General features: G+C 68.6%; 15 protein-coding genes. 10 read left to right on the top strand and 5 right to left on the bottom strand.

Annotation, left to right across the window (positions count from 1 at the left end; translation table 11 throughout):
• Positions 1-66 precede the first annotated feature (66 nt).
• Genes AB0M24_RS05850 through AB0M24_RS05840 form a run of 3 tightly spaced genes read left to right on the top strand, consistent with a single transcriptional unit; the run spans position 67 to position 3,748 of the window.
• The gene (locus tag AB0M24_RS05850; protein WP_363761484.1) at positions 67-1,230 is read left to right on the top strand and encodes an MFS transporter; all 1,164 of its coding nucleotides are present in this window, start codon (positions 67-69) and stop codon (positions 1,228-1,230) included.
• Entirely contained in the window at positions 1,227-2,804 is a 1,578-nt protein-coding gene (locus AB0M24_RS05845) for an MFS transporter (protein ID WP_363761482.1), read from the top strand. Before AB0M24_RS05850 ends, AB0M24_RS05845 begins: the two co-directional genes overlap by 4 nt.
• 23 nt (positions 2,805-2,827) lie before the next feature.
• Positions 2,828-3,748: a hypothetical protein gene (locus tag AB0M24_RS05840; protein WP_363761480.1), complete on the top strand. Its 921-nt coding sequence runs from the start codon at positions 2,828-2,830 to the stop codon at positions 3,746-3,748.
• 3 nt (positions 3,749-3,751) lie between these two features.
• On the opposite strand, the gene AB0M24_RS05835 is transcribed toward AB0M24_RS05840, so the two are convergent.
• A complete protein-coding gene (locus AB0M24_RS05835; RefSeq protein WP_363761478.1) occupies positions 3,752-7,279 on the bottom strand; it encodes a discoidin domain-containing protein in 3,528 nt (1,175 codons plus the stop codon).
• 196 nt (positions 7,280-7,475) lie between these two features.
• On the opposite strand from AB0M24_RS05835, the gene AB0M24_RS05830 reads away from it, so the two are divergent.
• Positions 7,476-8,813, top strand: coding sequence for a collagenase (locus AB0M24_RS05830; protein WP_363761476.1), 1,338 nt, complete (start codon positions 7,476-7,478; stop codon positions 8,811-8,813).
• Between the two features lie 13 nt (positions 8,814-8,826).
• On the opposite strand, the gene AB0M24_RS05825 is transcribed toward AB0M24_RS05830, so the two are convergent.
• The gene (locus AB0M24_RS05825) at positions 8,827-9,771 is read right to left on the bottom strand and encodes a LysR family transcriptional regulator (RefSeq protein ID WP_363761474.1); all 945 of its coding nucleotides are present in this window, start codon (positions 9,769-9,771) and stop codon (positions 8,827-8,829) included.
• Between the two features lie 109 nt (positions 9,772-9,880).
• On the opposite strand from AB0M24_RS05825, the gene AB0M24_RS05820 reads away from it, so the two are divergent.
• The gene (locus AB0M24_RS05820; protein WP_363761472.1) at positions 9,881-11,257 is read left to right on the top strand and encodes an aminopeptidase P family protein; all 1,377 of its coding nucleotides are present in this window, start codon (positions 9,881-9,883) and stop codon (positions 11,255-11,257) included.
• On the opposite strand, the gene glpK (AB0M24_RS05815) is transcribed toward AB0M24_RS05820, so the two are convergent.
• Together glpK (AB0M24_RS05815) and AB0M24_RS05810 are read right to left on the bottom strand one after the other, a co-directional pair.
• On the bottom strand, positions 11,254-12,747 hold the full coding sequence (glpK, locus tag AB0M24_RS05815; protein WP_363761593.1) for a glycerol kinase GlpK: 1,494 nt from the start codon (positions 12,745-12,747) through the stop codon (positions 11,254-11,256). The genes AB0M24_RS05820 and glpK (AB0M24_RS05815) overlap by 4 nt on opposite strands.
• 26 nt (positions 12,748-12,773) lie before the next feature.
• Positions 12,774-13,538, bottom strand: coding sequence for an IclR family transcriptional regulator (locus tag AB0M24_RS05810; protein WP_363761470.1), 765 nt, complete (start codon positions 13,536-13,538; stop codon positions 12,774-12,776).
• Positions 13,539-13,794: 256 nt separating this feature from the next.
• Between AB0M24_RS05810 and AB0M24_RS05805 the strand changes: the two genes are divergently transcribed.
• From AB0M24_RS05805 to AB0M24_RS05790, 4 genes are all read left to right on the top strand, one after another.
• On the top strand, positions 13,795-14,565 hold the full coding sequence (locus AB0M24_RS05805) for an MIP/aquaporin family protein (protein WP_363761468.1): 771 nt from the start codon (positions 13,795-13,797) through the stop codon (positions 14,563-14,565).
• A 23-nt stretch (positions 14,566-14,588) separates the two neighbouring features.
• Positions 14,589-16,106 carry a glycerol kinase GlpK gene (gene glpK / locus AB0M24_RS05800; protein WP_363761466.1) on the top strand — a complete coding sequence of 506 codons (1,518 nt, stop codon included), beginning with the start codon at positions 14,589-14,591 and terminating at the stop codon, positions 16,104-16,106.
• Positions 16,107-16,170: 64 nt separating this feature from the next.
• The gene (locus AB0M24_RS05795) at positions 16,171-17,736 is read left to right on the top strand and encodes a glycerol-3-phosphate dehydrogenase/oxidase (protein WP_363761464.1); all 1,566 of its coding nucleotides are present in this window, start codon (positions 16,171-16,173) and stop codon (positions 17,734-17,736) included.
• A gap of 1 nt (position 17,737) precedes the next feature.
• On the top strand, positions 17,738-18,031 hold the full coding sequence (locus tag AB0M24_RS05790; RefSeq protein WP_363761462.1) for a hypothetical protein: 294 nt from the start codon (positions 17,738-17,740) through the stop codon (positions 18,029-18,031).
• A gap of 4 nt (positions 18,032-18,035) precedes the next feature.
• Here AB0M24_RS05790 and AB0M24_RS05785 read toward each other — a convergent pair whose 3' ends face one another.
• Positions 18,036-18,620 (bottom strand): hypothetical protein, encoded by a 585-nt coding sequence (locus AB0M24_RS05785; protein ID WP_363761460.1) that lies wholly within the window; start codon positions 18,618-18,620, stop codon positions 18,036-18,038.
• A gap of 122 nt (positions 18,621-18,742) precedes the next feature.
• Here AB0M24_RS05785 and AB0M24_RS05780 point away from each other — a divergent pair, with 122 nt between their 5' ends.
• Entirely contained in the window at positions 18,743-20,638 is a 1,896-nt protein-coding gene (locus AB0M24_RS05780) for a BTAD domain-containing putative transcriptional regulator (RefSeq protein WP_363761458.1), read from the top strand.

Raw genomic sequence — 20,638 nt, 5'->3', positions numbered from 1 at the left:
GTATTGCCATGGAAGCGCTCTCATGTGTGAGGTGTGGACTTCATGTATCGAGAAAGGGGGACCGGAATGACGGAAGCGACGGTCGGGTTGTCGCGCAGGGAGGTCCGCGCCGCCGCGGCGGGCGTCGCGGTCACGTTCGGGCTCAACGGCGTCGCGGTGGCGACTTGGTTCGCCCGCGTCCCCGCCGCCCGTGACGCACTCGGCCTCTCCGCCGGCTCGCTGGGTCTGGTGCTGCTGTCGATGTCCCTGGGCGCGTTCCTGGCGATGTTGTCGGCGGGGGAGGTCACGCATCGGCTCGGCGCCCGCCGCACGGTGAGCGTCTCGGCTGTCGTGGTCGCGTCCGGTCTGGCGCTGGCGGGCGTCGGGATCGGTGCGTTTCCCTCGGTGGCACTGACGGCGGCCGGCATCTTCGTGCTGGGCTACGGGTCGGGGCTGTGCGACGTGGCGATGAACGTCGAGGCGGCCTCGGTGGAGCGCGCGCTCGGCAAGACCGTGATGCCGCGCTTCCACGCCATGTGGAGCCTCGGCACGGTCGCCGCCGCCGGGCTCGCCTCGCTGGTGGCGTGGGCTTTGTTGCCGGTCACCGCGCATCTTGCGGGCGTTGCTGTCGTGGTCGCGGTCGGCACGTTGGTGGCGGCGCGGACGTACCGGTTCGAGGGTGAGGCTTCGCACGGTCGGAGCAGCGGTGTGCTGGCGGCCTGGCGGGAGCCTCGGACGTTGCTGATCGGGCTGCTCGTGCTGGTGCTGGCGTTCATCGACGGGCACTCGTTCGACGCGGCGGCCGGCGCGGTGGTGTTCGGGGTGTTCGTCGCGACGATGACGTTCGGGCGAATCGTCGGCACTCTCGCGTTGGACCGCTGGGGCCGGGTGCCGGTGCTGCTGGTCACGATGCTGGTGGCGGCTGGTGGCGTGACGCTGGCGGTGTTCGCCTCACATCCGGTGGTGGCGGTCGCCGGCGTCGCGGTGTGGGGTCTGGGGACGGCACTGGGGTTCCCGGTCGGGATGAGTGCCGCGGCCGACGATCCCGCGCACGCGGCGGCGCGGGTGAGTGTGGTCGCGGTGATCGGGTACACGGCGTTTCTGGCCGGTCCGCCGCTGGTCGGGCTGTTGGGTGACCGCGTCGGGGTGTTGCGGGCGCTGCTGGTGGTGCCGCTGCTGCTGTTGCCGGCGCTCGCGCTCGTGCCCGCTCTGAGGCGTCCGGCGGCGGGAGATGTGAAGATCGTGCGGTGACAGTCTCCGCGTGGGCGCCCCTGCGCCGCAGCGCCTTCCGTGCGCTGTGGCTCGCCCAGTTCGCCTCCAACATCGGCACCTGGGCCCAGACGGTCGGTGCCCAGTGGCTGATGGGTGACCTCGGCGGGTCCGCGCTGCAGGTCGCGTTGGTCCAAACGGCCACGACGCTGCCGGTGTTCCTGCTGGTGGTGCCGTCGGGGGCGTTGGGCGACATCCTCGACCGCCGGCACGTGCTGATCACCGGTCAGGCGTTGATGCTGGCGGGCGCGGCCGGGCTGATGCTGCTCGCGGGCACGGACAAGGCGACGCCTTCCAGCCTGCTCGGGTTGCTCGCGTTGATGGCGATCGGGCAGGCGTTGTCGATGCCGTCGTTCCAGGCCATTCAGCCGGAGCTGGTGTCGCGGGAGGAGATTCCGCAGGCCGCGCTGCTCAACGGCGTCAACATGAACGTCGGCCGCGCGATCGGGCCCGCACTCGGTGGTTTGTTGATCGCGCTGGCCGGGTCGGAGGCGACGTTCGCGTTCAACACAGTGTCGTTCCTCGGCGTGCTGATCGTGCTGGCGCGGTGGAAGCGGCCGTCGGACCACCGTCCACTCGGGACCGAGCACATCTTCACGGCGATGCGGACCGGTGCGCGGTACGTGGGCAGTTCGCCGTTGTTCCTGCGCGTGCTGACGCGACTGATGCTGTTCATCGTGTTCGGCAGTGGGTTGTGGGCGCTGCTGCCGGCCATCGCGCGCGGTCCGTTGAAGCTCGACGCCAGCGGGTACGGCGTGTTGCTCGGCAGCGTGGGCGCGGGCGCGATCGGCGGCGCGTTCATCGTGCCGAAGTTGTTGCAGCGCATGAGCAAGAACCGGCTGGTGCTGTTCGCGACGTGGGTCTACGCGGCCGCCACTTCGACGGCCGTGCTGACCGACAGCTTCGCGCTGGTGATCGTCGCGATGCTGCTCACGGGCGCGTGCTGGATCGCCACGCTGTCGACGTTCAACGCCACCGCGCAGGTGATGCTGCCGTCGTGGACCCGAGCGCGCGCTTTGGCCTACTACCAGCTGATCCTGATGGGCGGGCAGGCGCTGGGCGCGGTCGTGTGGGGTGCGATCGCGGACGCGTACGACCTCAGGGTGGCCATGATCGTGCCGGCGGTCGCGATGGCGGTCGGCGTGCTCCTCGCGACGAAGTGGTTGCCGTTGCTGGATCGCGTGCTCGACATCAGCCCGGCGACGTACTGGGACGCGCCGCCGGAGATCGACGACACCGACGCCGGTCCGGTGCTGGTGACCGTCGAGTGGCCCGTGGCGAAGGAGAACGAGGACGCGTTCATCGACGCCATGCAGAAGGTCGGCAGGGCCCGGCGACGAACCGGGGCGACGATGTGGGGACTGTTCCGCGACACCGAGAAGCCCGAGACGTTCCTGGAGACGTTCACCGTGGCGACGTGGCAGGAGCATCTGCGGCAGCACATCGAGCGCGGCACGGTCGTCGACCAGAAGAACCAGGAAGCCGCCCGTGCGCTCGCCAAGGGAGATGCGCAAGTGCGGCACCTGTTGTTCGCGGAGCCGACGAAGCCGAACTAGGGTCACCCGCCTGGGGGTGGCGAATGAAGAGACTCGTCTTCGTCGTGGCGGCGTTGTTGAGCATGAGCACGACGGCTGTGGCTGACACGCCGCTCAAGGGGTGGGAGCTCACGACCGCGAACACCGGTCTCGCCGGCGTGGGCCTGACCTGTGCCGCGCTTCCCGAGTACACGGGTGACCTGAAGCCCGCGTCGGGCTCGGTGCTCAGCGAGGTTCGGGTGACCGGGCCGCTCGACCTCTCGAACGGCAACATCACGGTCTCGAAGTCCTGCATCAAGCCGACGTCGACGGGCTACCACAACAACTTCCTGGTCACGACCACCATCTGCGGTGACGAGTCCTGCTGGGCCACGCCCGCGGGCAACGTCGTGATCAAGGACTCCGACATCGACGCCACTGCGCTGGACGCGTCGGCCATCGCCCAGTCCTGTGCGTTCCTCGGCGTCGGAAAGCTGTACCGCAACGAGATGTTCGGCATGGGGTCCGGCATCTGCTTCTTCGAGACCGGCGAGGTGCACGACGCGCTGGCCGAGGGCAACTACGTCCACGGGCTGCGCAGTTTCGAGGACAGCCACAACGAGGCCGCGACGATCCGCGACTTCGTGCAGAACGCCGGTGACACGCGCACAGTGAAGTTCCTGAACAATCGGCTCGACTGCACTTCGGGCAACGCGACCGGCGGACTGTTCATCCAGCCGACGTGGCTGCCGATCCACAACGTCACCATCCAGGACAACTACCTGGAGGGTGAGGGCTACAACCTGTACTTGGAAGAGACGGGCAACGCCACGTACGGCAACGTGCGTGCGATCAACAACCGCTTCCGGCCCACGGGCTGGGGTCCTGCGGCGACGCCGAGCGGTCCTGGATATGTGCAGTGGGACGACAACCACCTGTACTCGACTACCGCGCCCGACCACAAGGGCGCGGTAGTCGACCCGTGACGATCAGGCGTTGTAGGCCTCCACGGTGACGCGAGGTTGTTCGGACGTGAGGTCGCGCTTGTGCCACTCCAGCGTGATCTCGCGGGCCTCTCCAGGCAGTAGCCACAGGTAGTTGTCGCTGTAGATCGTCGGCAACACGCGTTCGCCGGAACGGTTGTCGCGCAATCCGATCCGGGTCATCGCCGCGACGACCTTGCCCGTGTTGCGCACCTTCACGGTCAGTGTCCGGCGATCACCATCGCGCTTCGTGCTACTCGTGTCGACGGAGAGCCTGGTGCGCCCCAACGAGTTCAGGCCCTGCAGATCCGACGGCGCCTTGTATCGCCAATAGGTGTTCTCGGACAGCACCCGGTCGCCGTCCAGCAACCGAAGCCTGACCAGGTGCAGCGGTGACGAGTGTGGGGCCACCTCGAACAAGGCGGTCTTCCCGGACGCATCGACCTCGACGTCGGCCTTCTGCGTGCTGAGCACCTGGCCGGACAATGAATGAACCGTCGCCTCGACCCGTCCACGCAAGGTGCCGGTGGTGTGGTTGAGAACCGTCACCCGCCAAGTGTCCAAGGAGGCCTGGACGTGGTGCGGCTCGCACGCCTTCTTCGCGCCGAAGTACGTGCCGTTGACGTCGAGGTCGTAGTCGTAGGTCTGCCACACCGTCGAATGCCAGGCCGGGTGCGACATCCACAGCAGCAAGGCGGAGGCGTCGTCCCACAGGTTGGCGTTCCAGGCCTCGAACATCGCCCGCATGTTCTCGTAGTTCACGAACTGCGCCTTGCGGCAGAACTCTTCCAGCCCGGAGGACGTGCCGAGGCGGGCGTCGATCGCGGCCTGGTAGAGCTGGGGGCGCTGGTTGCCGTTGGTGCACCAGTCGTGCGCGTACCAGACGTCGCCGATCGGCCACGCGACCTCGCTGCCGACCAGGTTGCGCATGGTCTCGGCCACCGGCACGGTCGGCATGCCGATCTCGGTGTGGAAGCCGAAGTTGAAGGTGTCGTAGGTGTTCGGGTCGAAGTACTTCGCGGGCTCAACCCAGTAGTACGGGCCGTGGCCGGAGACGCTGCCGTCGGCCGAGTGGCTCTGGTAGTAGACGTCGGTGTGCTGCTCGGTGACGATCTTGCGCAGGCCGCGGTCGGTGTTGGGCGGCGGCGAGGCCTCGTTGGCGCCGCACCACACCACGATGCTCGGGTGGTGGCGGTAGCGCGTCACGGTGTCGAGCGCGGTCTCCAGGTAGTTCGGGATGTCGTCCGGGAAGTAGCCGACGACCCAGAAGTCGTTCCACACCAGGATTCCGTGGCGGTCGCAGGCGGCGAAGAACTCGTCGCGGTTGCTGCTGCCGATCCAGTTGCGGATCATCGTGAAGTTCATGTCGCGGTGCAGCGCGATCACGTCGTCCATGCGCTCGGCCGGCATGCGGCGCAGCAGCTCGTCGAAGCCCCAGTTGCCGCCGCGGCAGAAGATCGGCACGCCGTTCACGCGGATCTTCAACGGCCTGGGCGCGTTGCTGACGGTCGTCACGTCACGCCACGTCGAGCCGTCGTCCGAGACCTGGACCTTGTACTGCAGGGCGTAGGCGGTCTCCCAGGAGATCTGGAGCTCGCTGAACTCCGCTTTGGTGCCGAGGTCGACCTGGATCCACTCGTTGTCGCGCCACTCCGACGACCAGCGCGTGCCGGGATCGCCGTCGACCGCGTTCTGCGGCTTGTTCCACTCGTTGTCCTGCGACGACGCGGTGACGCTCTTGCCGCGCGCCAGATCCGTCTCACCGTCCATGATGGACAGCGACCACATCGAGACGCCCCAGCCGGTCGCGCGGCGCAGCGTGGTGATGCGGACGTGCTGAGCGGACTGGGTGCCGAGGTCGACGGTCTGCGGGGCCGCGTTCTGGCCCGGCGGGAACTCGATCGGCAGCTCGTGCTCGTAGGCGAACTCGCGGATGCCGAAATGGGTGGTGCGCTTGTCGCTCTCGGCACCTCGAGCGGTCACCGTCAGGACCGTCTCGTGCAGGTACGGGTCGCCGTACCCGTTGGGCCACCACAGCTTCGGGTTCGTCATGGTGTGCGTGCCGAGGGCGACCTCAGTGGTGCCGGGCTCCAGCGTGACGGCCTTGGCGAGTTTCACGCCGTCGAACGCCGCCTGCACCGTGACGGGCAGCGGCTTGGTGCCCGTGTTGCGGACGGGCACGCTGATCGCGATCTCTGCGGACTTGTGGTCGGCAGACAACGTTGTCACGACACGCGGATCACCGAAGACCGCGTCACCGGTGGCGCGCAGCCGGATGTGGTCCCAGATGCCGGTGCCGCGGTCGCGCACGGCGGGCATCCAGTCCCAGCCGGAGATCGACAGGTAGGTCGGCGAGTCGCGGTAGAGCTGGCCCGAGTTCGGGAACGCGCCGCCGTCGCTGCCCTTGTCAGTCGGGCTGCCTGGGTGCGCCATCGGGTTGAGCCGCAGCGCCAGCACCTGCTCGCCCTGATCGAGCGCTGGCGTGATGTCGAACGAGCCGCGGAGGAACGGGTTGGTGACGTCGCCGATCTTGGTGCCGTTGAGCCAGATCTCGGCGTGCTGCATCACGCCGTCGAGCTCCAGCCAGACCTTGCGGCCGGCGAAGTTCTTCGGCAACGGGAACGCGCGGCGGTACCACCACGAGTGTCGCGACAACGCCTCCGGGATCTTCATGTTGTTCATCGCGGCGGCCGGGTCCGGGAAGTGGCCCTGGTCGACGAGCGACGTCAGCACGGTGCCCGGAACCGTCGCGTCCAGCCATTTCCTGGTGTCGATGCCAGGTTTGGCCAGCGCGGCGCCGTCGCTGGTGGGCGCGAAGTCGTCCATCGTGAGGTGCCAGCCGGAGTTCAGCTCGACCGTGTTGTCCGGGCCGGGCTTCAGCGGCGGGATGGCGGCCTTGCGGCGCCAGTCGGTCCAGCCCTGCGCGCGAGGTCGCTCCGGTGCCGTGCCGTAGACCTGGAAACCGTTGAGCCCCAACGGGTTGTCGTTCGACCGGCGCGTTCCCGTCAGCCGGACGTACCGCGCGCTGACCGGCTTCTCCAACTGGATCCTGGTTTGCGCGCCCTGGCCGTCGTCGGTGCGGTAGACCTCGCGCCACGTCCGGTTGTCGGTGCTGACCTCGATGTGGAACGACAGCGCGGCGGCGGACAGGATCTCCGTGCCGACCGTGTCGTTGCGCGGCTGGTAGCTCGGCACCGGCACGAACGTCGGATCGCCCGGCTTCGCCTCGAAGACCAGCACGAACGACTCGACCTCGCACACTCCCTGCAGGTCGACGGCAACCCACTGCGGGTCGCTGTTCGAAGCCGCGCGCCAGCCGGAGCCGCGCACGCCGACCTGCTGAAGCCCGTCGGTGACGAACTGCGGGGGAGTGGCGGCGTAGGCGGAGGAGGAGGCGGAAACGGGCCGGTTCAGCGCAAGATCGGTCACGGGTGCTTTTTCCTCGGCGGCGAGTGCTTTCGGGGACAGTGCGACACCGGCCAGCAAGCCGGCGTTGGCGGCGAGGAAGACACGACGAGAAAGCTCGTGCGACATCAACTCTCCATGCAACTCAGGCGCCCGCACTCAGCTTTGGGGGTTGATCATCTGCCGGTCAAGTGGACAAGCGAGACAAGATGACAAGGTTGTCTACCGGCTGTCCCATAGCAGCGAGCTATGAGCGGAAGGGATGTTCGCGGCTTCTCGGGTGGTGTGACTCTTCGGGGCACCTCAAATCCCTGCGGAGGACCCGATGCGATCAGTCGCCCTCGTCCTGGCTCTCCTGGCCGGACTTCTCGTCGCACCTGCGGCACAAGCGGCCGAAGGCGCGCCCAACAGCCCCTTGCTGCCACCCGAGGTCGCCAGGACCATCCTGCATCCGGCACCTGACAACACGATCTACGCTGCGGCCACCGACTACCCGGCCGAACTGCGCGCGTTGACCCGCGTGCTCGACAACTACACCAGCGCCGACGACGCCACCGTGCACGCCGGCATGCTCCTGCTCTACTACGGCCACAACTACCCGGAGTTCCTCGCCGCCGTGAAGGCCGAGCCGGAGATCCTGAGGGCACTGCGCCGGTTCGTGGTGGCGCACACGGACTTCTTCGGCACCGCCCGCCAGTACCTGGTCCAGAACGCGACCCGCGAACTCGGCAGATTCCTGCAGCACAACGACATCGCGCCCCGCGTCCGCCCGCTGCTGGTGAACCTCGCCGGACGCAGTGACGTCGTCGGCCCGCTCGCACCTATGTGGGTCGGCGTCGCCGAGATGGTCGACTGGTACGACAAGCCCAACTGCCGCCGCTACGGCACCTGCGACTTCCGCACGAAGATCGACCGTCGCGTGCTCACCGTCCGCCACACGTGCAGCGCGACGCTGAAGATCCGCGCCCAGCAGCTGACCCGCGCGCAGCTCCGCCAGACGTGCACCTCGCTCGCCGCCCAGGACGCGGTCTTCCACGGCCTGGTGCGTGACGCCGGACCCGTTGCCGGCGACCAGAACACGTCCCTGGAGGTCGTGGTCTTCAACACCGCCAACGACTACCGGACCTACGCCGGAGTGCTGTTCGACATCTCGACCAACAACGGCGGCATGTACCTCGAAGGCGACCCGGCGGCGAACCAGGCCCGGTTCATCGCGCACGAGGCCGACTGGCTGCCGACGTTCGCCATCTGGAACCTCAACCACGAGTACACCCACTACCTCGACGGCCGGTTCGACATGCACGGCGACTTCGAGGAGAACATGACCACGCCGACGGTCTGGTGGATCGAGGGGTTCGCGGAGTACCTCTCGTACACCTATCGCGGCGAGGTCTACACCGACGCGCTGGCGGAGGCGAAGAAGCAGACCTACGCGTTGAGCGCGCTCTTCGACACGACGTACGACCACGACACGAAGCGCGTCTACAACTGGGGTTACCTCGCGGTCCGCTATCTGGTGGAGAAGCATCCCGAGGACGTCGCGGCGGTGCTGGCGGACTACCGCGTGGGGGACTGGGCGGGCGCTCGTGACCAGGTGACGCGGGTGATCGGCAACCGGTACGACGCGGACTGGTACGGGTGGCTCAACACGCTGTCGAGCTGACGGGCAGGTCCGTTCAGCTCGTGCTGGTGAGCGCCGCCCCTCGCTCCTCCCACCACGGCCGGAACACCGGGCTCGCCAGCGCCTGCTCCGAGTAGGCGCCCAGCACCTCGGCGAACACGCGGCTGGCCTGTTCCCAGGTCAGCCGCTCCCGCCGCCAGCAGAACACCAGCCGCATCCGCATCGGCGCCCCCGCCAGCGGCCGCACCGCCACCCCCGGACCGCCCTGCGACGTCGGCTCGACCAGCTGCACCGCCTTGCCTGCCGCGATCAGCTGCCGTCCGGCGCCGCTCGGCATCTCGAACCGGATCCGCGGCACGAACCCGACCGCCCGGCACGCGGCCCGCAGCGTCGTCAGCGACCCGTCCTCGGCTCCGGGAGGCCCGACCCATGCCTCGCCGGCGAGGTCGGCAAGATCCACCTCGGTCTGAGCAGCAAGCCGATGACCTGCGGGAAGAGCGATGTACACCGGCACCCACGGCACCACGATCCGCTGCCCGACCCCGCGCGGCAGGCCCAGGTCGCCCTCCTCGTCGACCGCGATCACCGCCGCGTCCAGGTGGCCGTTCGCGAGCGCCAGCGCGAGGCCGGTGGACGACGGGTCGACGACCAGTGTCACGTCGTCCAATGCTTCTTCCAGACGAGAGAACAGCGCGGCCACGCACTCCATGTGCACCGACCCGAACCGGATCGGGCCGCCTCGCCCGGCCATGTCCGAGCCGAACGACTCCAGCTCCACCAGCAACAACCGGGCCCGCTGGAGCATCTGCGCGCCCAACGCGGTAGGAACGGCACCGGCACGGCCGCGTTCGAAGAGTTTGCCGCCGACCAGGCGCTCGACGCGTTGCAGCAACGTCGTCAACGATGGTTGGGAGATGCCCAGCTGGGTCGCCGCGCGCGAGAGGCTGCCCGCGTCGCCGATGGCGCAGACGGCACGCAGGTGGCGGATCTCCAGTTCCATAGGCTGAGGCTATCCCCGATCTGGATTGGTGCACTCCGGCCGTTCGCAGGGAGGCTGGAGGGAAACGAAGATCCTGAGAGGACCGGAATTGGCTCGGACACGCCGTGACATGGCGAAACTGGTCGACGCGGACGGCTTCCGCACCCACATCCGCGACGGCTGGGGCAAGTGGGACGACCACGTCGACCTCCCGAACGGCACCGCCGAGGCCGCCGCCGCACACCGCGCCAGGCTCACCCAGGCGCTCCCGGGCAAGCGGATCGCGCTGGCCGCGGGGCGTGCGCACGTCCGGTCCAACGACACGTTCCACGAGTTCCGCGCCGACAGCGACTTCGTGTGGCTGACCGGGTGCCAGGTCGAGGGCGCGGTGCTGGTGCTGTCCGACGAGGACGCCACGCTGTTCGTGCCGGTGCCGTCGGAGCCGCACAGCGTCGACTTCTTCGGTGACGCGGACCGCAGCCCGTTCTGGATCGGCGCCGCAGCGGGCCCGAAGGAGTGGGGCGAGGCGCTGAACATCACCGCACGCCCGCTCGAAGACCTCGCGCACGCCCTGCGCGGCCGCCACCCGGAGACGTTGACCGCCAAGGGCCTCGACCCGCTGCTGGACGCGCTCACCGGCTCCCACAGCGACGAGCTGCGCACGACGCTCTCGGAGCTGCGCCGCATCAAGGACGACTGGGAGATCGACCAGCTCCGCCAGGCCGTCGACGCGTCGGTCAAGGGCTTCTGCGACGTCGCCATGGAGCTCGGCCAAGCCGTGCGCGGCGGGGGAGAGCGCTGGCTGCAGGGCACGTTCGACCGTCGCGCGCGCACGGAAGGCAACGGCCCCGGCTACACCTCCATCATCGCTGCCGGGCACCACGCGCCGATCCTGCACTGGACGCGCAACGACGGCCGTGTGAACGACGCCGACCTGCTGCTGCTCGACGCCGGTGTCGAGATGAACTCTCTCTACACCGCGGACGTCACCCGTACGTTCCCCGTCGGCGGCGAGTTCTCCGCGGCGCAGCGTCAGGTGTACGACCTCGTGCACGCCTCACACGTGGCGGCTTTGGCGGAAGTCAAGCCCGGCAACGACTACAGCGCCTTCCACCACACCGCGATGCGCGTGCTCGCGGAGGGCCTGCACGACTGGGGTCTGCTGCCGGTGAGCGTCGACAAGGCCCTCGACCCGGCCGGTCAGCACCACCGCCGGTACATCGTCTGCGGCACGGGGCACTTCCTCGGCCTGGACGTGCACGACTGCGCCGACGCCCGCCAGGAGACCTACCAGATGGGCATCCTGGAGCGCGGCATGGCGCTGACGGTCGAGCCCGGCCTCTACTTCCACCCCAACGACGAGACGCTGCCGCCCGAGCTGCGCGGCATCGGCGTGCGCATCGAGGACGACCTCGTGGTGACGAGCGACGGCGCCGAGATCCTGTCGGACGCGCTGCCGATCGAAGCCGACGACGTGGCCGCCTGGGTGCGGAAGCAGCGCTCCTAAGTGGACGGACTGGAGCGGGCCCACGCGAACGTGAGTTCCACGGCCCGCTTCCAGTTCGCGTACTCGTCCTCGCGGTGCCGGGCATCCATCACCGGGTTCCACCGCGCGGCCAGATGCCAGTTGCGGCGCAGTCCCTCCAGGTCCGGCCAATATCCGGCGGCGAGACCTGCGGCGTAGGCGGCACCCAGTGACACGGTCTCCGCGACCAGCGGCCGCATCACCGGGATGTCCAGCACATCCGCGATGAACTGCATCAAGAGGTGGTCGGCGGTCATCCCGCCGTCCACCTTCAACACCGGCGTCGGCGCACCGAGGTCGGCGTTCATCGCGTCGACGACCTCCCGCGTCTGCCACCCGGTCGCCTCCAGCACCGCCCGCGCCAGGTGCCCCTTGTTGATGTACGAGGTGAGCCCCACCACCAGTCCGCGGGCCTGCGCGAGCCAGTGCGGCGCGAACAGTCCGCTGAACGCCGGCACGATGTAGCAGCCGCCGTTGTTGTCCACCGTGCGCGCCAACGTCTCGATCTCCGGCGCGGAGTGGATCAGCCCGAGGTTGTCGCGGAACCACTGCACCAACGACCCCGCGACGGCGATCGAGCCCTCCAGCGCGTACGTCGGCTCGCCACCGATCTGGTATCCGATCGTCGTCAGCAACCCGTGCTTCGACCGCACCAGCTCGTTGCCGGTGTTCATCAGCAGGAAGCCGCCGGTGCCGTAGGTGCCCTTGATCGACCCCTTCTCGAAGCACGTCTGCCCGAACAACGCCGCGTGCTGGTCACCCAGGGCGGCGGTGATCGAGATGCCCGGCACCACCCGCGTGGTCGTGCCGCTGATCTCCGTCGAGGGGCGGATCTCCGGCAGCACCGCCGACGGCACGCCGAAGAACTCCAGCAGCATCGGATCCCATTGCCGCGTCCCGAGGTTCATCAGCATCGTGCGCGACGCGTTGGTCACGTCCGTGACGTGCAGGCCGCCGTTCACCCCGCCGGTGAGGTTCCAGATCAGCCAGGTGTCCATCGTGCCGAACAGGACGTCGCCGCGCTCCGCCTTCGCCCGCAGCCCGGCGACGTTGTCGAGCATCCACCGCAGCGAGGGGGCCGAGAAGTAGTTCGCCAGCGGCAGGCCGCACCTGTCGCGCACCTCCTCGGCGCCCGGCTGCTTCTCCAGCGAAGCAACGAGTTCCTCGGTCCGGATGTCCTCCCACACGATCGCGCGCCCGACCGGCACACCCGTGTGGCGATCCCACAGCACGAACGTCTCGCGCTGGTTCGTGATCCCCAGCGCCACGACCTGCTCGGCGGTGATCCCGGCCTGCCGCAACGCCTGCGGCATGATCCGGTCGACGTTGCGCCAGATCTCCACGGCGTCCTGCTCGACCCAGCCGGGCCGCGGGTGGTACTGGCGGTGCTCGCGCTGCGCGACCGCGACCAGCCGGGCGTTCTGGTCGAACACGATGCAGCGCGTCGACGTCGTCCCCTGGTCGATCGCCATCACGAACCGTTGCACGCAGGAGCCTCTCAGTTCTCGTCGACCAGGGACGTGGTTACGGACTCGGCGGTCTGCGCGACCTGCTTCACGAGCGTCGCGCGCGGCCGTCCGGTGGAGTCGCAGAGGCGGTCCACCGGGCCGGAGATGCCGATCGCGCCGACGACCAGGCCTCCGGGGATCCTGATCGGCGCGGCGATGCTCGCCTCACCCGGCATGTACTCCTCGGCCTCACCCGCCCAGCCCTGCGCGCGCACCTCGGTCAGCACTCGCTCCAACGCCTGCGCGCGGACGATCGTCCTGCGGGTCAACGACGTCAGCTCCCTCCGGCGTGCGGCCGCCGACAGGTCCGGGTCGTACGCGAGCAGCACCTTGCCGAGCGCCGTCGCGTGCAACGGAAGCATCGCACCGATACCGAGCGTCTGCACTGAGTCGTCCGGCCGAAACACGTGGTGCACGACGAGCACAGCGCCGTCGTGGTGCATGCCGATCCGGACCTCCTGGCCACTCCGCGCGGCAAGCGTGTCGGCCCAGTTGATCGATCGAGAACGCAGCTCGTTCGCGTCGAGGTAGGAGGTGCCCAGGTGCAGCAGGGCAGCGCCGAGCCGGTAGCGGCCGGTCGCCTGGTCCTGTTCGACGAACTCGACCCGTTGCAGCGTACGGAGAATCCCGTGCGCGGTGCCCCGCGCGAGCCCGAGCGAGTCGGCTATCTCCGTGAGACCGTGATGGCCGGAGCCACGGGCGAGCAGCCGCAGCACGGCTGCGGCGCGTTCGATCGACTGGATGGGTCCCGGCACGGCGGCAAACGTAATTGAGACGACCCGTGTCGGCAATGTCGAACAGCTCCCCGGCCCCTGTGACCTGGGAAACGTCCGGAAAAGGCCTGGAAAACAGGGGTTTTCGCGCAGAGTGACCGATTGGTCACGCCCTGGACGTTCCCAGGTGTCGACATTGTCGAAACGTGCCCGTTGAGCAGGCGTGACGTGGGTCATTACGTTCCCGGCAATCATCACCGCCGGGTGATCAGCCGTTCAAAGATGAATGGAGGCCAGCGTGGGTCTCGGGTCAGTGTTCCTCAGCGAGGTGCTCGGTACGGGCGTCCTGCTGTTGCTGGGTGCGGGCGTGGTGGCCAACGTGCTGCTCGCCAAGTCGAAGGGTCTCGACGGCGGTTGGCTGTTGATCAACTTCGGCTGGGGCCTCGGTGTCTTCGCCGGTGTGTACGTCGCCTACAAGTCGGGCGCGCACCTCAACCCGGCGGTCACCGTCGGCATTCTGACCAGTGGAGCGGCCGAGTACGCCCCTGGTGTTCCCGTCGGCTTCGGCTCGACGGTCGTGTACTTCGCCGGTGAGTTCCTCGGCGCGTTCCTCGGTGCCGTCCTCGCGTGGCTCGCCTACAAGCCGCACTTCGACGAGACGCCGGACGAGGGCCTCAAGCTCGCCGTCTTCTCGACCGGCCCGGCGATCCGCAGCTACGCCTGGAACCTCGTGTGCGAGATCATCGGCACCTTCGTCCTGGTGTTCGTGATCCTCGCGTTCGGCAAGACCCCGACGCAGATCGGCCCGCTGGCCGCGGCGCTGCTGGTCGTCGGTATCGGCGCCTCGCTCGGTGGCCCCACCGGCTACGCGATCAACCCGGCTCGCGACCTCGGCCCGCGCATCGCGCACGCCCTGCTGCCGCTGTCGTACAAGGGCACTGACGGCGAAGCTGCGAAGTCTGATTTGGCGGCCAAGAAGGACTCTGACTGGGGTTACTCCTGGATCCCGGTGGTGGGCCCGATCATCGGCGGCGCGATCGCCGGTGTCGTCGCCACGCTCGTGTTCTGACCATCCCGAAAGGACAAACTTCGATGACGCAGTACGTTCTCGCCGTCGACCAGGGCACGACCAGCACCAGGGCGATCATCTTCGACCACAGCGGCTCCATCGTCGCCGTGGGCCAGAAGGAGCACGAGCAGATCTTCCCGCGGGCCGGCTGGGTCGAGCACAACCCGGTGGAGATCTCCGAGAACACCCGGTTCGTGATCGGCCAGGCGCTCGCCGCCGCCGACCTCAACACCGGTGACCTCGCCGCCGTCGGCATCACCAACCAGCGCGAGACCGCGGTGGTCTGGGACAAGAACACCGGCGAGCCCGTCTACAACGCGATCGTCTGGCAGGACACCCGCACGCAGGCGATCGTCGAGTCGTTGGGTGAGCTGGGTGGTGGTGCCGAGCGGTACCGCGCCAAGGTCGGTCTGCCGCTGGCGACCTACTTCTCCGGTCCGAAGATCCGCTGGATCCTGGACAACGTCGAGGGCGCCCGCGAGCGCGCCGAGGCGGGCGACCTGCTGTTCGGCAACACCGACACGTGGACGCTGTGGAACCTCACCGGCGGCCCCAACGGCGGTGTGCACGCCACGGACGTCACCAACGCGTCGCGGACCATGCTGATGGACCTCGACACGCTGCAGTGGGACGAGGGCATCGCTTCGGAAATGGGCATTCCGCTGTCCATGCTCCCGGAGATCCGTTCCTCGTCGGAGGTCTACGGCAACGGTGGCCCCGGCGGTGTGCTGAAGGGCGTGCCGATCGCGGGCATCCTCGGCGACCAGCAGGCCGCGACGTTCGGCCAGGCCTGCTACGAGCCGGGTACCGCGAAGAACACCTACGGCACCGGCAACTTCATGCTCCTGAACACGGGCACGGAGAAGGTCCAGTCGAAGAACGGCCTCCTGACGACGGTCTGCTACAAGATCGGCGACGAGGCTCCGGTGTACGCGCTGGAAGGCTCGATCGCGGTCACCGGTTCGCTGGTGCAGTGGCTGCGGGACAACCTCGGCATCATCGGCTCGGCCCCGGAGATCGAGACGCTGGCGCGGTCGGTCGAGGACAACGGTGGCGCGTACTTCGTGCCGGCGTTCTCGGGTCTCTTCGCGCCGTACTGGCGGGCGGACGCTCGTGGCGCGGTCGTCGGCCTGACGCGGTTCGTGAACAAGGGCCACCTGGCGCGTGCCGTGCTGGAGGCGACGGCGTTCCAGACCCGCGAGGTCCTGGACGCGATGAACGCCGACTCCGGTGTGCCGCTGACCGAGCTCAAGGTCGACGGCGGCATGGTCGCCAACGAGCTGCTGATGCAGTTCCAGGCCGACGTGCTCGACGTGCCGGTCGTTCGTCCCGTCGTCGCCGAGACGACTGCTCTCGGTGCCGCGTACGCCGCCGGTCTGGCCGTTGGCTACTGGTCGTCGCTGGACGAGCTGCGCGCGAACTGGGCAGAGGACAAGCGCTGGACGCCGGAGCTGGACGCCGACGAGCGCGAGCGCGAGTACCGCAACTGGAAGAAGGCCGTCACCAAGTCGTTCGACTGGGTCGACGCCGACGTTCGCTAGAGGGTTTCTTTCTTAGGAGCTGAAGTTGTTCGCAAGGCTGGATCCGGTTCGGCGTGCCTCCTCGGTGAGTTCGTTGGGCTCCACGGAGTTCGACGTGCTCGTGGTCGGAGGTGGTGTGGTCGGCGCGGGCGCTGCTCTCGACGCGGCGTCGCGCGGCCTCTCCGTCGCGCTGGTCGAAGCACACGACTGGGCGGCGGGCACGTCGAGCCGGTCCAGCAAGCTCGTCCACGGCGGGCTGCGGTACCTGGAGCAGCTGGAGTTCAAGCTGGTCCGGGAAGCTCTGAAGGAACGCGGCCTGTTGCTGCGCCGGCTCGCACCTCACCTGGTGCGGCCGGTGCCGTTCCTCTTCCCTCTGGAGAAGCAGTGGGAACGCGCTTACGTCGGTGCGGGCGTGCTGCTGTACGACACGATGGGCGGCGCCGGTGCGGTGCCGATGCACCGGCACCTGTCTCGTTCGCGGATGGCTGCCGTCGGGCCGTCGATCGACACTTCGAAGTTCGCCGGCGCGATTCGCTACTACGACGCGCAGATGGATGACGCGCGCCTGGTGCTGACGCTCGTTCGCACCGCTGCCCAGCACGGCGCCACGGTGTTGTCGCGGGCTCGGGTGACTTCCTTGACGCGCTCTGGTGGCCGGGTTTCGGGTGCTGTCGTCGAGGTGGACGGTGCCGCTGTCGAGGTGCGGGCTCGGCGGGTGATCAGCGCTACCGGTGTGTGGACCGACTCGCTGAACGCGCTTTCGCCTGGCACGCCGCCGTTCCACGTGCGGATGTCGAAGGGCGTGCACGTCCTGGTAGACCGCTCGAAGATCTCGTTGGACGGCGGGTTGATCACGAAGACCGAGAAGTCGGTGCTGTTCGTGATCCCTTGGGGCGCTTACTGGATCATCGGCACCACGGACACTCCTTATGATGGCGATCCTGCTGCCGTGTCCGCTACTTCCGAGGACGTCTCCTACATCCTCGACCACGTCAACGCTGTTTTGAAGACGCCGCTGTCCGTTGACGACGTCGTTGGTACCTATGCGGGTTTGCGGCCGCTGCTGGACGGCGCTTCCGGCGACACGGCCAAGCTGTCCCGTGAACACGCTGTGGCACAACCGGAACCGGGCTTCTTCGTGATCGCCGGCGGCAAGTACACGACCTATCGCGTGATGGCCGCGGACGTCGTCAACTCCGCGGTGGCCGGCCTCGGTCGCGCTGTCGCCCCTTCGCTGACCGCTCGGCTGCCGTTGTGCGGCGCGGTCGGCTACCAAGAGCTGTGGGCGGACCGGGCTCGCGTCGCCGCCGAGTCCGGCCTGCCCACGTCCACTGTGGAGCGTCTGCTCCAGCGCTACGGCTCGGCTGTGTCGGATGTGCTGGCGTTGATCGCGCAGGATCCGTCGCTTGCTTCGCCGGTTGCCGGGTACTTGGCTGCGGAGATCGTCTACGCGGTGACGCACGAAGGCGCTCTGGATCTGGAAGACGTGCTGGCGCGGCGAACCCGGATCTCCATGGAGCACCTGGACTTCGGCGCTTCGGTGGCTTCGGAGGTCGCCGATCTGATCGCCGGTCCGCTCGGGTGGACGGACGCTGAACGAGACCAGGCCGTGAAGGCCTACCGCGCTAGCACGGAGTTGGCGGCGAGATGAGATGGACAGCGCGGAGCTGATCGAGAGACTGCGGCGGGAAGGCGGCTTCCGGCTGCTCCCGCTGCTGGGGAACACCGGGCAGGTCGCAGGGGTGCACCTGACCCGGTTCCTGCCCGGCGGACACCTCGACGTGATCCAGGCGTGGGACGAGCGTTGGGCGGCCTACGCGAGGCTGCCCAACGCTCTCGACACCGCGACGCCGTTCCTCGGCCCGGTGGGCGGGACGATCCGCAGCGGACCGTTCTCCCGAGTGGTGGCGCCGCTGCTGCCGCTCCAGTCCGGAATGGTCAGCTAGAACGTCACACCCGGCACGGCTCCAGATCGGAGTCCGACGTATCGACGTAGAACCCTTCGTGATGGTTGTTGCGGTTGTACACCCAGATCCAGTACCAGTCGCCTGCGTGGACGTAGCACTCCCCGCGGAGAATGTCGCCGCGCTTCGCCTTGCCCACGTTGCAGTGGAACGCAGGACATTGGTACAGGTTCATGTCGATCGGGCTAGGCGAGATCAGGCCATCGCGGCCGCAGTCGACATTCGGGTCTTCGTGAATCAAGAAGCGCGTCTCGATGAAGCCGGTGTGCTCGTTGGCCCGGTTGTAGACGAGCGCCCATTTGATTCCGTCGGAGGAGACGAGGGTGCAGACCTCGCCGAGTGCCTGGCCTGGACGCACCTCGCCCCTGTTGCAGAAGTACGCGGGGCACTGGTAGAGCGCGTGCGTGATCTCTACCTCGTTGAAGTAGCGCGCCTGCGCCGACATCTCGTCCTGGTTCTCGAAGACGACCCCCGGTGACTCCTGCGCCATCGCGGGCGCCGCCGCCCCGGCCGCGAGCAGGAACGCCGCGAACACTGCGAGCAGTGCTCGGATTGCCTTTCTCGCCGTCAAAACTGCCTCCCCTGTATCAGTTGGATTGCTCCGTCAGGGTGGGTGTTCGGGGCTGTGCGGATATTGGGCTGTTGTGCAATGCCCAGGTCAGTAGGCTCAGCCGCTCCTGGGGGAGGAATTGCATGACGGTGGTCAACCTGTTGGGCGAGGTGACCGCCCGGATCGACGGGCGGCAGGCGGAGTTGGGGCACGGCCGGCAGCGGTGCGTGCTCGCGGCGCTGGCGGTGGACGCGGGCCGGGTGGTGCCGGACGACCGGCTGATCGACCGCATCTGGGCGCCCGAGGTGCCGGTGCGGGCGCGGAGGACGTTGTCCAGCTACGTCTCGCGGCTTCGGCAGACGCTCGGCGAGCAGATCGCGCGCAGGCCTGGCGGGTACGTGCTGGCCGAGGGCGACACGGATCTGCGCCGGTTCCGTGAGCTGTGTGAGCGCGCGAGGAAGAGCCGGGAAGTCGAACGGATCGGGCTGCTGACCGAGGCGCTGGCGTTGTGGCGTGGCGACGCGCTGACCGGGCTGCCGGGGGAGTGGGCGCAGGCGGAACGCGACCGACTGCACCTGGAACGCCTTGCCGCGGAACACGATCTGGTCGACGCACGGCTGCGCACCGGGCGGACGGACGGGCTGGTCGCCGTGCTGTGCGAGCGGGCTGCCGCGAATCCGCTCGACGAACGCGTTGCGGCCCAATACATGCGCGCGCTTGCGGCGGCTGGGCGGGTGGCGGACGCGTTGGCGCACTACCTCGTGGTGCGGGATCGGCTCGTGGAGGAGTGCGGCACCGAACCGGGTGCGGAGCTGCAGGAAGCGCAGCAGGAGGTGCTCGCGGGTTCGAAGCCGGCGGCTGCTGAACCCGTTGTGGTGCCTCGGCAGCTGCCTGCGTCGCCGTCGTCGTTCGTCGGCAGGCACGACGAGCTGGAACGGCTGGGCCACCGGCCGGGGACCTTCGCGATCGCCGGGCCGGGCGGGGTCGGCAAGACGTGGCTGGCGTTGCACTGGGCACAACGCAACCTGGCGCGCTTCCCGGACGGGCAGTTGTTCGTCGACCTGCGCGGGTTCGCTCCCGAGGCGGCGCCGATGGCACCCGAGGTCGCGCTGAGGGGCTTGCTCGACGCGCTGGGGGTGGACAGGTGCCCGGCCGACCTGCACGCCAGGGCCGCGCTGTTCCGCAGTCTGACGGTGGACCGGCGGATGTTGCTGGTGCTGGACAACGCCGCGGACTCCGACCAGATCGTGCCGCTGCTGCCGGGTGGCGACAGTTGCACGGTCGTCGTGACCAGCCGACGGCGGCTGCCCTGCCTGATCGCCGCGCACGGCGCCCGGCACATCGGGCTGGACATGCTGCGGGCTCCGGAATCTCGCGCGTTGCTCACCGACCGGCTCGGGGAGGCGCGCGTCGAGGACGATCCGGCGGCGGTCGACGAGCTGATCGTCCGGTGCGACGGCTTTCCGCTGGCACTCAGCATCCTGGCCGGGGACGCGCTGGCTCATCCGGAGACACCGCTGGCCCGGTTCGCCGAGGACCTGCGGGAGCTCGGTCAGGTCGTGCTGGACGGCGACGAGGCCGGGGCGTGCCTGACCAGTGTGCTGTCGTGGTCGTTGCGCTGCCTGACGCCCGAGCAGCTGCGGGCTTTCGCGTTGCTCGGCCGTGCGCCGGGCCCGGACATCGGGCCGGCCGCGGCGGCGGAGCTGTTCGGGCTCACCGCGGGTGCGACCCGCGCTCTGCTGAACAGGATGGAAATGCTGTCGCTGCTGACTCAGCACGCGCGGGGCCGCTACCGGATGCACAACCTCATCCGTGCCCACGCGGCGGAGCTCGACGTCGACGAGGAAACACGCGTGGCGGCGTTGCACCGGGTCGTCGGGCACTACGCCCGGACCGCGATCCAGACGGAGGACGCGATCACGTGGTTCCGCGCCGAACGCACCAACCTGCTGGCCGCGCGCGAGGTCGCGATCGCCCGCGGCTGGCACGCGCTCGGCCGGGATCTGACGTGGTCACTGCAGAGCTTCCTCCGCGACTAA

The organism is Lentzea sp. NPDC051838 (assembly GCF_040681245.1).
Taxonomy (GTDB): domain Bacteria; phylum Actinomycetota; class Actinomycetes; order Mycobacteriales; family Pseudonocardiaceae; genus Lentzea.
This window is presented reverse-complemented; position numbering and strand designations above follow the sequence as displayed.